The sequence below is a fragment of the Streptomyces sp. TLI_171 genome (assembly GCF_003610255.1).
GTDB lineage: Bacteria > Actinomycetota > Actinomycetes > Streptomycetales > Streptomycetaceae > Kitasatospora.
The window spans coordinates 3,284,607-3,298,291 of the sequence record NZ_RAPS01000001.1; the positions used below are offsets into that span (position 1 = coordinate 3,284,607).

13 protein-coding genes are annotated in these 13,685 nt (G+C 72.7%); 4 read left to right on the top strand and 9 right to left on the bottom strand.

What is annotated here, in order from left to right; all coding sequences use genetic code 11:
• Positions 1–2: 2 nt before the first annotated feature.
• The 6 genes from ccsB to hemL form a co-directional block, all read right to left on the bottom strand.
• Positions 3–1,121, bottom strand: coding sequence for a c-type cytochrome biogenesis protein CcsB (gene ccsB, locus BX266_RS14940; RefSeq protein WP_099900122.1), 1,119 nt, complete (start codon positions 1,119–1,121; stop codon positions 3–5).
• A 3-nt stretch (positions 1,122–1,124) separates the two neighbouring features.
• Positions 1,125–2,861 (bottom strand): cytochrome c biogenesis protein ResB, encoded by a 1,737-nt coding sequence (locus BX266_RS14945; protein WP_099900123.1) that lies wholly within the window; start codon positions 2,859–2,861, stop codon positions 1,125–1,127.
• A gap of 2 nt (positions 2,862–2,863) precedes the next feature.
• On the bottom strand, positions 2,864–3,580 hold the full coding sequence (locus tag BX266_RS14950; protein ID WP_099907881.1) for a cytochrome c biogenesis CcdA family protein: 717 nt from the start codon (positions 3,578–3,580) through the stop codon (positions 2,864–2,866).
• An 89-nt stretch (positions 3,581–3,669) separates the two neighbouring features.
• Positions 3,670–4,269, bottom strand: coding sequence for a TlpA disulfide reductase family protein (locus BX266_RS14955; protein ID WP_099900125.1), 600 nt, complete (start codon positions 4,267–4,269; stop codon positions 3,670–3,672).
• A gap of 184 nt (positions 4,270–4,453) precedes the next feature.
• A complete protein-coding gene (locus tag BX266_RS14960) occupies positions 4,454–5,104 on the bottom strand; it encodes a histidine phosphatase family protein (protein WP_099907882.1) in 651 nt (216 codons plus the stop codon).
• 62 nt (positions 5,105–5,166) lie between these two features.
• Positions 5,167–6,507 (bottom strand): glutamate-1-semialdehyde 2,1-aminomutase, encoded by a 1,341-nt coding sequence (gene hemL / locus BX266_RS14965; RefSeq protein ID WP_099900127.1) that lies wholly within the window; start codon positions 6,505–6,507, stop codon positions 5,167–5,169.
• Between the two features lie 366 nt (positions 6,508–6,873).
• Between hemL and BX266_RS14970 the strand changes: the two genes are divergently transcribed.
• A complete protein-coding gene (locus BX266_RS14970; RefSeq protein ID WP_099900129.1) occupies positions 6,874–7,362 on the top strand; it encodes a hypothetical protein in 489 nt (162 codons plus the stop codon).
• Positions 7,363–7,472: 110 nt separating this feature from the next.
• Positions 7,473–7,970, top strand: coding sequence for a hypothetical protein (locus BX266_RS38610; RefSeq protein ID WP_180290494.1), 498 nt, complete (start codon positions 7,473–7,475; stop codon positions 7,968–7,970).
• Between the two features lie 37 nt (positions 7,971–8,007).
• Here BX266_RS38610 and BX266_RS14980 read toward each other — a convergent pair whose 3' ends face one another.
• Positions 8,008–8,898: a LysR family transcriptional regulator gene (locus BX266_RS14980; protein ID WP_099900131.1), complete on the bottom strand. Its 891-nt coding sequence runs from the start codon at positions 8,896–8,898 to the stop codon at positions 8,008–8,010.
• Between the two features lie 65 nt (positions 8,899–8,963).
• On the opposite strand from BX266_RS14980, the gene BX266_RS40855 reads away from it, so the two are divergent.
• Positions 8,964–9,767, top strand: coding sequence for an NAD(P)-dependent oxidoreductase (locus BX266_RS40855; RefSeq protein WP_099907884.1), 804 nt, complete (start codon positions 8,964–8,966; stop codon positions 9,765–9,767).
• 394 nt (positions 9,768–10,161) lie between these two features.
• Here BX266_RS40855 and BX266_RS14990 read toward each other — a convergent pair whose 3' ends face one another.
• Both BX266_RS14990 and BX266_RS14995 read right to left on the bottom strand, forming a co-directional pair.
• Positions 10,162–11,979, bottom strand: a complete 1,818-nt coding sequence (locus tag BX266_RS14990; RefSeq protein ID WP_259464705.1) for an alkyl/aryl-sulfatase — start codon at positions 11,977–11,979, stop codon at positions 10,162–10,164.
• A gap of 260 nt (positions 11,980–12,239) precedes the next feature.
• Positions 12,240–12,998 (bottom strand): GntR family transcriptional regulator, encoded by a 759-nt coding sequence (locus tag BX266_RS14995; RefSeq protein WP_099900135.1) that lies wholly within the window; start codon positions 12,996–12,998, stop codon positions 12,240–12,242.
• 168 nt (positions 12,999–13,166) lie between these two features.
• Here BX266_RS14995 and BX266_RS15000 point away from each other — a divergent pair, with 168 nt between their 5' ends.
• A complete protein-coding gene (locus BX266_RS15000) occupies positions 13,167–13,658 on the top strand; it encodes an ATP-binding protein (RefSeq protein ID WP_099900136.1) in 492 nt (163 codons plus the stop codon).
• Positions 13,659–13,685 lie beyond the last annotated feature (27 nt).

The window sequence follows — 13,685 nt, forward strand, 5'->3', positions numbered from 1 at the left end:
GGTCAGACGCCGGCGTACGAGTGCTTGCCGGTGATGAAGATGTTGACGCCGTAGTAGTTGAACAGCCAGCAGGCGAAGGCGAGCAGCGCCAGGTAGGCGGCCTTGCGGCCGCGCCAGCCGGCGGTGGCCCGGGCGTGCAGGTAGGCCGCGTAGGCGACCCAGGTGATGAAGGACCAGGTCTCCTTGGGGTCCCACTCCCAGTACTTGCCCCAGGCGGCCTCGGCCCAGATCGCGCCCGCGATGATGGTGAAGGTCCAGAGCGGGAAGACCAGGGCGTTGATCCGGTAGGAGAGCTTGTCGAGGGTGCCCGCGGCGGGCAGGCGGTCCATCAGGTTGGCCGCGCGGACGGTCAGGCCGGCCGCGAGGCGGTGCTCGTAGCGGTCCTTGAGCAGGTACGTGGCAGTGGCGATGAAGGCCGCGAAGAAAGCGCCGCCGCAGACGATCGCGGTCGAGACGTGGATGCCCAGCCAGTACGAGTGCAGGGCGGGGACCAGCTGCTCGGAGTCGGTGTACAGGACGGTGACGGCGATGCCCAGGAAGAGCAGGGCGGCGATCACCACGGGCAGGCCGAGCCAGCGCACGTTCTTCTTGGTGGCCAGCAGGCCGACGTAGGTGGCGACCATCATCAGGGCGAAGGCGCACGAGAACTCGTACATGTTGCCCCACGGCCAGCGCATCACCGACAGGCCGCGGGCGATCACGCCGCCGGCGTGCAGGAGCATGCCGAGGACGGTGAAGGAGATCGCGATCCGGCCGGCCAGGTCGGCCTTCTCGCTGCCGCCGGCCGGGCCGACGCCGTCGGCGGCGTCCTCGCCCCGGCCGCTGGTGACCGTGGTGGCGCCGGCGTCGGCGAGCGCGGTGCGGGTGAGGGTGGTGGTGCCGCCGCCCTGGGAGGCGACGGTGACGGTGACCTTGCGCACGCCCTTGGCCGCGTCGGCGGAGTCGCTGACCGACTCGGCGAGAGTGGCCTGCTGCGCGGAACGGACGGCGACGCCGCCCTTGGAGCCGAAGGTCCACTCGAACATCTGGGCGAACATGGCCAGGGTGTAGACGGCCATCGCCGAGTAGATCAGCTTGTTGGAAGTATCGGCCAACTGGGTGTTGACCTGCGCGAGCAGCACCGTCTACTCCTTGGTTTCCGGGTCGGTCGGGGCGGCAGCGGCCGGGGAGTCGGCTGCGGCAGGTACGTCGTCGGGGGCGTGGACTTCGGACGGGTCGTCGACGGCCGGGGCGTCGTCCTGGAGTTGGACGGCGATCTCGGCCAGTTCCTCCGCGGTGCGGGGGGACTCGCTGCGGCCCAGGCCCGCCAGCTCGACCAGGGTGCGGCCGTCGGCGCCGGCGGTGGCCCGCACCCAGATCCGGCGGCGCTGGACGAACAGCGAGCCGATCAGGCCGAGGATCGCGGCGACCGCGCCGACCAGCGCGACCGAGTTGCCGGGGCGGTGCGAGATGGTGAAGTTGGCCCACTGCTGGTAGCCGTCGAAGGTGACGGTGCCGTAGCCGTCCGGCAGCTCCCAGCCCTCGCCGACCTTGAGGATCGCCTTGGCGGGCTCGCCGTTGACCTGCAGCTTGGTCATCGCCTTGTCGTCGAGCTCGTAGACGTTCTGCGGCAGCCCGCTGTCCGTGCGCAGGTCGCCGACGTAGGCGTTGATCACCAGCTTCGGGTCGGCGGGGGCAGGGAAGACCGAGATCGGGCCGGTGTGCGTGAAGTCCGACGCGGCGGTGGGCAGGAAGAAGCCCTGGAAGGCCATCTGGGTCTTCTCGCCGTTCGGGCCGGTGCCGTAGTCGTTGACCTTGACCACGCCGAACGAGGTCACGTTGGAGTCCCGGGGCAGGAACGGCGTCGGGCCGCGGTAGACGATCTCATTCTCGGCGTTCCGGACGGTGACCACCGGGGCGAAGCCGTGCGCGGTCAGGAAGACCTTGGAACCGCCCACCTCCAGCGGGTGGTTGACCTCGATCCTGGCGTTCTTCAGCTTGCTGGAGTCGGTGCCGTCCCAGTACCGGACGTTGGCGACGAACTCCTTGGCGGTGCCGGCCGCCGGGCCCTCGGTCTGGTACTCGGCGGTGAAGCCGTCCAGCTTGAAGCCGAAGGCGTCCAGGTCGTCGACGCCGTAGAACTGCGAGCCGGTGAAGTCGTCCAGCTGGGTGGTGGTGTTGGAGTAGCCCTGGCCCTCCAGCACCAGCTTGGTGCCGGAGCCGCTGGCCAGCCCGGCCCAGGCGACGCCGATCAGCAGGGCGAACAGCGCGAAGTGGAACAGCAGGTTACCGACCTCGCGCAGGTAGCCCTTCTCGGCGGCCACCGAGCCGGAGCCCGCCGCGGCCCGGAAGCCGCGCGCGGCCAGCAGCCGGTGCGCGGCCGCGTTGACGGTCTCGGCGTCGGCGTCGGTGCGCCAGGCGGCGTAGACCGGCATCCGGGTCAGGTTGCGCGGGGCGGCCGGCGGCCGGGCCCGCAGCACGCCGACGAACTGCCAGGTGCGCGGCAGGATGCAGCCGGCCAGCGAGAGGAACAGCAGGCTGTAGATCGCCTTGAACCACACCGAGCTGTAGACGTCGAAGAGTTGCAGGTTCTCGTAGAGCTGGGCGACGCCCTTGTGGGCGTTCTTCCACTCGGCGACCTTGAAGGAGTTGGTGCTGTTCTGCGGCACCAGCGAGCCGGGGATCGCCGCCAGCGAGAGCAGGAACAGCAGCAGCAGCGCGACCCGCATCGAGGTGAGCTGCCGCCAGCACCAGCGCAGCCAGCCGACCACGCCTATGCCGGCCGGAACGGCGTCGCTCTCCTCGGGCGCGGTGCTGAGCCGCTCGACGTCGGGTTCGTCCGCGGCGTCGGCCGGCTGGGGGCTGGTCTTGGTGTCGCTCACGGTCAGATTCCGATCGAGAAGTTCTGGGTGAGGTACTGGAGGTGGTTGACCAGCGCGTCCCACACCCCCGTCACCAGCGCGAGGCCGACGGCGACGAGCATGCCCCCGCCGATCCGCATCACCCACTGGTAGTGCTGCTTGACCCAGCCGAAGGCGCCCAGCGCCTTGCGGAAGGCCAGCGCGGCCAGGACGAACGGTACGCCGAGGCCGAGGCAGTAGGCGGTCATCAGCAGCGCGCCGCGTCCCGCGTCGGCCTCGTTGGCGGACAGCGAGGTGATCGCCGCCATGGTCGGGCCCAGGCAGGGCGTCCAGCCGACGCCGAAGACCAGGCCCAGCAGCGGTGCGCCGGCCAGGCCGATCGCCGGGCGGCGGTGGCTGCGCAGCTCGCGCATGGTGAAGCCGGGCAGCAGGCCCATGAAGGCCAGGCCCATCAGGACGGTGACCACGCCCATCACCGCCGAGACGGTGCGCTTGTGGTCGAGCAGGGTCTGGCCGGCGAAGCCGAACAGCGCCCCGCCGGAGATGAACACGGCGGCGAAGCCCGCCACGAACAGCGCCGAGCCCAGCAGCATCCGGCCGCGCCGGGAGCCCTTGGCGTCGGACAGGTCGGCGGCCGAGAAGCCGGTGACGTAGCTGAGGTAGCCGGGCACCAGCGGCAGGACGCAGGGCGAGAAGAACGAGACCAGGCCGGCCGCCAGCGCGATCGGCAGCGCCAGCATCAGCGCGCCGCTGCCGACCGTGTCGTTGTAGTCGGCGGAGGCGAGGTGGCCGGCCGCGGCGAGCTGACCCGCGGAGGCGAGCAGGGCGCTCACTTCGACTCCGCCAGCACCGGCTCGAGCATCTTGTCCAGGTCCTCGGCGGACATCGCGCGCATCGCCCGGGCGGCCAGCTTGCCGTCCTTGTCGATCACGATGGTGGTCGGGATGGACTGCGGGTTCAGGCTCCCCTTGGGGAACTTGAGGATCTGCGCGCCGTCCGGGTCGTAGATGCTCGGGTAGGTCACCCCGAAGTTCTTCTCGAACGCGACCGCGTTGGCCGGGTCGGTGTCCCGGGTGTTGATGCCGAGGAACTGCACCTGGCCGGCGTACTTCTCGGACGTCGCCTGCAGGCCCTTGGCCTCGGCCCGGCAGGGGCTGCACCAGGAGCCCCAGATGTTCAGCACGACCACCTTGCCGCGGTAGTCGGACAGCTTCAGCGAGCCGTTGCCGTCCAGCGCGGTGCCGGTGATGTCCGGCGCGTCGACGCGCTCGCCGACCGCGGCGGTGGCGATGCCGCCCTTGCCGGTGACGAAGCCCACACCGCCCTCGCTGCTCGCGGATCCGGAGCTGGAGCACCCGGCGAGGGCCAGTGCGATGGCCGCGCCGACGGCGGCGGTGAGGCGGATGCGGCGGCTGGACGTCCGTGACATGTGAAAAGTTTCGCATGGCTCTTCGGCCTGTTTCAGGGGGGTCCGGCGTTGTCGGCCGAACCCCCCTTGACCTGCGACTTTTCCGCTTATGATCGTCTTAATTCGGTCATTTCGCCGCCCGCGAGGCTTACCTCGCGGAGCCCCGGTGCGAGCTGCGCCACGACCCGGGCGGGGCGGGTGTGAGCTACGCCCCGAAGCTCTTGCCCACCGGCTTGTCGCCCTTCTTGCCCTTGCCGAGCAGGTGGGCGGGCAGCAGGTCGCGGGCCGGCTCGCGGTAGCCGATCGAGACGATCCGGTCGCCCTCGTAGGTGAAGCTGGTCAGCGAGGCCAGCGAGCACTGCCGGCGACGCGGGTCGTGCCACAGCCGGCGGCGCTCGGCGAAGGAGCGCAGGATCCAGATCGGCAGCTGGTGGCTGACGCACACCGCCTCGTGCCCGCGGGCGGCGTCCCGGGCCGCGGCGATCGCGCCCATCATCCGCACCACCTGGTCGATGTACGGCTCGCCCCAGGACGGCTTGAACGGGTTGGTGAGGTAGCGCCAGTACGCGGGGTTGCGCAGCGAACCGTCGCCGACGCCGAAGGTCTTGCCCTCGAAGATGTTCTCCGCCTCGATCAGCCGCGGGTCCGCCGCGACCTGCAGGCCGTGCGCCTTGGCGATCGGCTCGGCGGTCTCCTGGGCGCGCTCCAGCGGGGAGGCCACCACGTAGGTGATGTCACGGTCCTTCAGGTGCTCGCCCACCCGCTCGGCCATCTCCCGGCCCAGGTCGGAGAGGTGGTAGCCCGGCAGCCGGCCGTACAGCACGCCCTCCGGGTTGTGCACCTCGCCGTGCCGCATCACGTGGACGACCGTGATGCCCTTGTCCTGCTTGCTGTCGCTCTTCTCACTGGTGTTCTCGGTCACTTGGACTCCTCGGTGGCCTCGGCGGCGGCACGGGCGGCGGCGGGCAGGGCGGCGGCGATCCGCTCGATCGCACGCTCGTCGTGCGCGGCGGAGACGAACCAGGACTCGAAGGCCGACGGCGGCAGGTAGACGCCCTGGCTCAGCATCGAGTGGAAGAACGAGTTGAAGCGGAACGCCTCCTGGGTGCGCGCCTCGTCGTAGTCGGTCACCTGCCGGTCGGTGAAGAACACCGAGAACATGTTGCCCGCGGTCTGCAGCCGGTGCGCCACGCCCTCCTTGGCCAGCGCGGCGGTGACCAGGCCGGAGACCTCGGCGGCCACCCGGTCGACGGTCGCGTACACCTCGTCGGTGCAGTGGCGGAGCTGGGCCAGACCGGCGGCGGTGGCGATCGGGTTACCGGACAGCGTGCCCGCCTGGTAGACCGGGCCGGCCGGGGCGAGGTGCTCCATCACGTCGGCGCGGCCGCCGAACGCCGCGGCGGGGAAGCCGCCGCCCATCACCTTGCCGAAGGTGAGCAGGTCCGGCGCCCAGCCCTCGTGCGCGGCCTCCAGCCCGTACCAGCCGGACCTGGAGACCCGGAACCCGGTCATCACCTCGTCGGAGATGAACAACGCGCCGTCCGCGCGGCAGAGTTCGGCCAGGCCGCGGTTGAAGCCGGGCAGCGGCGGGACGACGCCCATGTTGCCGGGCGAGGCCTCGGTGATCACGCAGGCGATCTCGCCGGGGTGGGCGGCGAACGCCGCCCGGACGGCGGCCAGGTCGTTGTAGGGGAGGACGATGGTGTCGCCGGCCTGCGCGCCGGTGACCCCCGGGGTGTCCGGCAGGCCGAAGGTGGCGACGCCGGAGCCGGCCGCGGCCAGCAGCGCGTCCACGTGGCCGTGGTAGCAGCCGGCGAACTTCACCACCTTGGCGCGGCCGGTGAAACCGCGGGCCAGCCGGATCGCCGACATGGTGGCCTCGGTGCCGCTGGACACCAGGCGGACCTGCTCGACCGGGGCGATCCGGTCGACGATCTCCTCCGCCAGCTCCACCTCGCCCTGGCCGGGCGTGCCGAACGAGGTGCCGCGGCCGACCGCCTGCTGCACCGCCTCGATCACCGCCGGGTGGGCGTGGCCGAGCAGCATCGGGCCCCAGGAGCACACCAGGTCCACGTATTCGCGGCCGTCCGCGTCGGTCAGGTACGGGCCGGTGCCGGACACCATGAAGCGGGGCGTGCCGCCGACCGCGCGGAAGGCCCGCACCGGCGAGTTGACGCCGCCGGGGGTGACCTCCAAGGCGCGCTCGAACAGCGACTGGGACTGGGGTGCTTCGTACGGGTAGCTCATCTGCTCGCTCATCCGTTGGGTCCGCGGGGTGGCCTGGAGCCTCTTCTTACCCGCACATGGTCTCAAATCGTGTCCTGGCGTTCTGCATGTCGGGCCCGATCATCTGGAACGATGATCCGTGTGCTGCTCCCCTCACTGGCTGTGGCAAAGGTAAGGTCGAGTGGCGCGCGCCCGTGTAGCACGCCGGCAGACGGGTAAGGGGCATGTTCGGAGGGACACCGAGCATGTGGGGGTCTGTCGATTCCGGCGAGTTCCGGTGAGGATGGTCCAGTGTCCGAGAGGCAGGACGGTTTCGACGAGGCCGCGGGGCACAGCCGCAGCCCCTCCGAGACCGGCGGGGGTACCGGTACGGGCAGGGGAAGGAGGGGCGAGGGCAGAGTGGGGGTCACCTACAAGTACTTCGGCGCACCGGACCGCGCCACCGCCGCAAGAGTCCCCACCGCCCTCGGTCCCGGCGGCCTCGGCCTCGACGCCGGTGAACTCGGCGCCCTCGGCCGGCTCGGCGACCTGATGGAGACCAGCGGCTCCGTCAACGGCCACCTCTCCACCAAGATCAAGCCCGAGACCATGAGCGCGATGGTCCTCACCGGCATCCAGGGCGTCCCGCTCCACCGGGTCCCCCCGCTCGAACTGGTCGTCCTGCACCCCGACTACGCCGTGGTCCAGCTCCCCCACACCGTCGTCGAACCCCTCCGCAAGGCCGACGAGACCGAGCTCGGCGCCGCCGCCTTCATCTGGTCCACCGTCCCCGACCGCCGCGGCCCGCGGGACGCCTTCGTCATCTACCAGATGCTCCACGAGTGGCAGGACTTCGCCAACCGCCTCCACGACGCCGGCCACCAGCTGTACTGCCTGGTCTGGCCCTGATCCTCCCCCGTCGGTAGCCGCCCGAACTCGCGCCGTACGGGCGGGCGGCCGCGCGGCTGCGAACCGAGCGCGGCCGGCCCGGAGTGGGGGAAAGCTCGATCGGCGGCCCGATGCTGTGGCCCGCCGCCGAGCCGTGGCCCAAGTGCCCGGTCCCCGAGGACGACGGGCCGGACGGGTTCCCGACGATGGTGCCGCTCGCCCAGATCCACGCCGGGGACGTGCCCGGTCCTTGGTGGCCGGAGCGGGTGGACGTGCTCCAGGTGCTGTGGTGCCCGAGCGAGCACGGGGACGTGCCCATCGGCCAGGCCGACTGCGGCCCGATGCACTCCCCCGCGGCGGTGCTGAGAAGCCGTCTGCAACGCAAGATGCCGCCCGTGCCGGAGGCCGTCCGCCCGGCCGCGCCCCGCTACGCGGAGTGCGGGAGGTGCCACGACCCCGTCCCCCGCCCGGGCATCTGCCGCCCGTGCGCGGGCCTCAGCAGCGGGGCACCGGCCGTCGGGGCCGGGTCGCGGGCGACCGCGGCCGGGGTGGCCAGGGCCCGCGCCGCCCTGCTGGCCGCCAGATCCGGGCTGCCGGGGCACCGAGCGGCCCCGGTCGCCGCCGGCTAGGGCCCGCCGTGCCCGCGTGCTGCTCGGGCCGCGGAGGTCACGGGTTCACCGCCGCCCGGAGGAGGGGGAGGAAGGCGGTGACGGCCGGGGTGGGGCGCTGCCCGCGGCGGGTCGCGGTGAGGACGTGGCGGATCGGCGTGTCCTCCGGGTGGAGCGGGACGAGGGTGAGGTCGGGGCGGGCGGCCCGGGCGGCGAGGGAGGGGATCAGGGTGACGCCCAGGCCTGCGGCGACCAGGCCGAGTTTGGCCGTCCAGCCGGCGACTTCGTACTCGACGCGGGGGCGGAAGCCGCTGCGGGCGCAGGAGGCGAGCAGGGTGGTCTCCAGGCGGCGGCTGGCGGCGATCCAGGGTTCCTCGGCGAGGTCGGACAGCCGCAGGCGGCGGCGCCGGGCCAGTCGGTGGGTGCGCGGGAGGGCCACCAGGACGGGGTCGTCGGTCAGCCGCTCCAGGTCGAACCGGTCGGTGTCGTACGGGTGTTCCGGATAGGCGGTGACCACGGCCAGGTCGACGGAGCCGTCCGCGAGCAGGTCGAGCAGGTGGGCGGAGAGGCCCTCGGTGAGGGTGGGCGCGATCTCCGGGTGCGCGGTGCGGAAGGCGGCCAGGGCGGTCGGGACGAGGGCCGCGTTGGCACTGTCGAAGGCGCCCAGGCGGAGCCGCCCGGCGGTGAGCCCGGTGAGCGCGGCCAGGTCGCGGCGGGTGCCGTCGAGGCGGTCCAGTATCGCCTCGGCGTGCGGCAGCAGGGTCAGACCGTGCTCGGTGAGGCGGACGCCGCGGGGCAGCCGGTCGAACAGTGGGACGCCCAACTCGGCTTCCAGCGTCGAGATCTGACGCGACACCGCGGACTGCGTCCACCCGAGCCGCTCCCCCGCGGCGGTGAACGAGCCGAGCCGGGCGGCGGTGCGGAAGACGTCGAGCCGGGCCATGTCCATTGCGCATGGCTACCATGCCGGACATTCGTTTGTCGCCTGCCGCGGGCCCGCCTAGCGTGGTCGGCATGGAGATCACGGAGCGCGTCGCTTTTCTCGGACTGGGCCGGATGGGCCTACCGATGGCCCGTCGACTGGCGGGCTGCGCAAAGGAGTTGACGGTCTGGAACCGGACGCCCGGCCGGGCCGGGGGCCTGTCCGAGGCGGCCTCCGCGGCGGAGGCGGTGCACGGGGCCGGGGTGGTGGTGACCATGCTGGCGGACCCGACGGCGGTGGCCGAGGTCGCAAAGGAGTTCCTGCCGGAGCTGGCCCCGGGCACGCTGTGGATCGAGATGTCCTCGATCGGCCCGCGCGCGGTCGCCGAGCTGCGGGACCGGCTCCCGGACGGCGTCGGCATGGTGGACGCGCCGGTGCTGGGCAGCGTCGGCCCGGCGGCGTCCGGCGCCCTGGTGGTGTACGCGGGCGGCGAGGACGCCGAGCTGGAGCGGGCGCAGCCCGTCCTGGAGCGGCTGGGCCGGGTGGTGCGCTGCGGCGGCCCCGGCGCGGCGGCCGCGTTGAAGCTGGTGGTGATGGGCGCGCTGGTGGCCTCGGTGACGGCGGTGGGCGAGGCGCTGGCCGTCGCCGACCGGCTGGGCGTCCCGCAGGAGCAGGCCCGCACCGCGCTGGCGGCAGGCCCGTTGGCGGGCGTCGTGGCCCGGGCCACCGCCACGGACGCGGACTTCCCGGTCCGGCTGGCCGCCAAGGACCTGGCGCTGGCGGAGGGCGGCCCGGTGTTCCGCGCGGCCCTCGCCGAGCTGCTCTCGGATCCGGGGATCGCCGAGCAGGACCTGGCGGCGGTGGTGGACTCCCGGCGCGGCCGCCGACAGGACTGAGGGACCGGCGACGACCGGGCTGCCGGACCCGCGCGGAGCGATCGGGCGGTGTGGGTGCGGGTGGCGAGCAGGGCGAGGACGGTGAGCCGGCCGGGGTTCCGGGTGGTCTGCATCGCGCTGCCGGTGCGGCCCTCGTGGCCGGTGGGTGGGGCTGTGGGTGGGCGGGAGGGCGGTCAGGGCCGGCGAGAGCAGGCCCGGGCGAGGACCCCCGGCACGACGGATCGCCCTCCCCGGACCGGTGCCCCCGGGCGGGCCGGTCCCGCCCGGCGACGTCCGGAAGGTCTCGGCCAACGGGTGCGGTGTGCGGGCGAATGAGGCCGCCGCAACGGGGGACGGCCCGGCGGCGGGCCCGAACCGGGGCCTGCCACCGGGCCGTTCGGCCGGGCGAGGGGGGTCAGGGGGTGACGATCGGGAACGCCGGGTCGGGCTCGTCCAGCGCGCCGAACACCCGGCTGAGCACGGCGCCGTCGCCGGTCAGCCCGATGCCGTCGGTGCCCTTGCCCGCGAGCATGGCGAACAGCTGGGGCTTGGTCAGGGTGACGGTGAGGTCGGCCGGGCCGGGTTCGCCGGTGACCTCGCCGTGCACCAGGACGCCGTTGCGCAGCGTGGCCCGGTGCGCGGTGCCGAGGTCGGTGAACCGCCAGACCGTGCTGAGGTCCTCGTCCCACGCCTTCGGGCCGTTCACCCGGATCGCCAGCGAGTCGAAGACCTGCTCGACCGAGAGCGCGCCGGCCATGCTGCCGGCGCCGAACGCCATCGCCTTCGGTCCGGTGCGCAGTTCCTGGGCGCCCATCAGGTAGCAGTTGCGCCAGGTGGCGTTCTCCGCGCTGTGGCCCAACCGCTCGAAGACCTGGGCCAGTTGCTCCTTGGCGTCCTCGTTCTCCGGCGCGGCGAACACCGCGTGCTTGAGCAGCTGGGCGGCGAACCGCAGGTCGCCGGCGTCGGCGTACTCGCGGGCCTTGGCGAGCACGGCCGGCACCCCGCCTAGGCAGTCCGCGTAGCGCTTGGCGGTCTCGGTCGGCGGGTGCTCCCAGAGCGAGGCCGGGTTGCCGTCGTACCAGCCCATGTAGCGCTGGTAGACGGCCTTCACGTTGTGGCTGACCGAGCCGTAGTAGCCGCGGGCGTGCCAGGCCGAGGCGAGCGCGGGCGGGAGTTCGAGCTGCTCGGCGATCTCCGGTCCGGTGAGGCCCTGGTTGAGCAGGCGCAGGGTCTGGTCGTGCAGGTAGCCGTACAGGTCGCGCTGCTCGGACAGGAAGCGGGTGAGCCGCTCGGTGCCCCAGGTCGGCCAGTGGTGGGAGGCGAACACCACGTCGGAGTCGGCGGCGAACAGCTCGATCGCCTCGGTCAGGTAGCGCGACCAGATCCGGGCGTCGCGGACCAGCGCCCCGCGCAGGGTCAGGATGTTGTGCAGGTTGTGGGTGGCGTTCTCGGCCATGCACAGCGCCCGGAGTTCCGGCAGGAAGAAGTTCAGCTCGGACGGCGCCTCGGTGTCCGGGGTGAGCTGGAACCGGAACAGCACGCCGTCCAGCCGCTCCTCCTGGCCGGTGTGCGTGACGTCCAGGGTGGCCGGCAGCAGGCTGGGGTTGCCGTGCGAGGCGGTGAACCCGAGGCCCATGCCGACCAGGCCGGTCGGACCGGCCGTCAGGGCGCCGCCCGAGTAGTAGTCGCCGCGCCGCAGCATCGCCGTGCCCGCGTAGACGTTCTCCGCGACCGAGTGCTCCATGAAGCCGGCCGGGGCGACGATCGGGACGTCCGAGTCCTGGGCGATGACGCCGAGGATGCCGCCGAAGTGGTCGGCGTGCGAGTGGGTCACCAGCACGGCCGTCACCGGCCGGTCGCCGCGGTGCGCGCGGTAGAGCGCCAGGCCGGCGGCGGCGCACTCCTCGGAGACCAGCGGGTCGACCACGATCACGCCGCGCTCGCCCTCGATCAGGGTCATGTTCGACAGGTCGAAGCCGCGGATCTGGTAGACGCCCTCGCGCACCTCGAACAGTCCTGCGCGGGCGGTCAGTTGGGACTGCCGCCAGAGGCTCGGGTGGACGGTGTCCGGGCAGTCGCCGGCGAGGAAGTCGGTGGCCCGGAAGTCCCAGGCCAGGCTTCCGTCGGCGGTGGTGATGGTGTCCGTGGCCGGCTTCGCGATCAGCCCGCGGTCGGCGTCCTCGAAGGCGGTGCGGTCGGAGTAGTCCAGCAGGTCGTGGTCGGAACGGGCCACCGTAGCCTCCCTGGTCGCGGTGCGCACCCGCGCCGCTCGCAGGCGCACCCGCTCCCCACCCTCCGGGCCCGGGCCGGGCCGGGCCCGGGGTGCTGCGCCGAACCGGTGAGGCGGCGGCGTGTCAGGCCGGTTGTCCACAGACCTGTGGACAAGGACCGCAATCGACCGGACTTGTCCACAGCCTGTGGACAGCGCGACCGGATTCGACCGCATCCGGCCCGGTCGGGTCGGGTCGGGCGGAGTCGAGTCGTCAAGGCCGCTCAGGCGTCGAAGGAGTACTCGAGGATGTACGCGGCCGAGTCGAGCACCATCTCGTTGACCTCCACCGCCTGGCCGTCCTCGGCGAACGCGGTGCGGTGCACCAGGAACACCGGGGTGCCGGGCGCCAGCGCCAGCCGCTCCGCCTCGTTCCCGGCGGGCATCCGGGAGCGGATGTGCTCCTGGAAGTGCACCGGCTTGTGGCCGAGCTCGGCGAGCCGCGCGTAGGTGCCGCCCGGGCCGGTGTCCGGGTCGGTGATCCGGCTGCCCGCGACCAGCGCCGCCGGCAGGTACGACTCGGACAGCAGCACCGGCTTGCCGTCCAGCACGAAGCGGCGGCTGCGCACGCAGGCCGGCTCGCCCGGCTTCAGGCCGAGCACGGCGGCGATCTGCTCCGGAGCCTCCCGCTCGGCGACGGTCAACTGGTCCACCGTCAGCTCGCGGGCCGCTATGTCGGCCGACCAGACCGAGAAGCCGCCGCCCCAGTTCCGGTCGGACAGCCGCTGGATGCCGCGCCGCCGTATCGGCCGGAACTCCCGGACGAACACGCCGACGCCCTTGCGGGCCTCCGCTATCCCCTCGCCCTGCAGCACCCCGAGCGCCTGACGGGCCGTCATCCTGGCCACGCCGTACGTCGCCATCAGGTCGTTCTCCCCGGGCAGCCGGTCGCCGGGCAGGTAACGGCCGGAGTCGATCTCGCTCTTGAGATCCTCGGCGATTCGCCGGTACTTGGGCTGCGTGACGCGTGGGTGACTGGTCATGGCGGCGAGTTTCCTTCCCCTCTCTAGACATCGTACGCGCGGTGCGGCCTCTGACGCATTGACATCTCTAGAGATTTCAGCTTGTCTAGAGATGTCAGGATCTGACACACCCTCATATCGGCTGCCGAATCTCCCGCTCATCGGAGCGAACCGCGTGAGGAGCCCGCCATGTCCGTCCACCGTCGATGGTTCTCACTGCCCCGCGAAGCCGCCACCGTCGCCGCCGGACGCCGCCGGGTCCGCGAACTCCTCGCCGCCTGGGGCACCCCGCTCGACGAGGACACCCGGCTGGCACTCGACCTGATCACCTCCGAACTCCTCGGCAACGCCGTCCGGCACGCCGAGGGCCCCGTCGTCACGGTCGGCCTGCACGCCGACCCGCTGCACCGGCGCGCCGTCGTCGAGGTCTACGACCGCTCCCCCGCGCTGCCGGTGGCCGGCTGTCCCACCGAGGACTCCGAGTCCGGCCGCGGCCTGCTGCTGGTCGCCGAACTCGCGCTCGCCCACGGGGTGGTGCGCAAGCGCGGGGGCAAGTGGGTGTGGGCCGAGATAGCCCTGCCGGGCAGGGCCCCGGAGGGTGGGACCAGGGCCGCGGGGAACCGCGCGAAGCGGAAGGCGCCGCGGGGCAGGATCGCGCCCTGGGCCATGACGGGCCATTGAGCGCGATCCGACCGGCGGTGCCCCGCT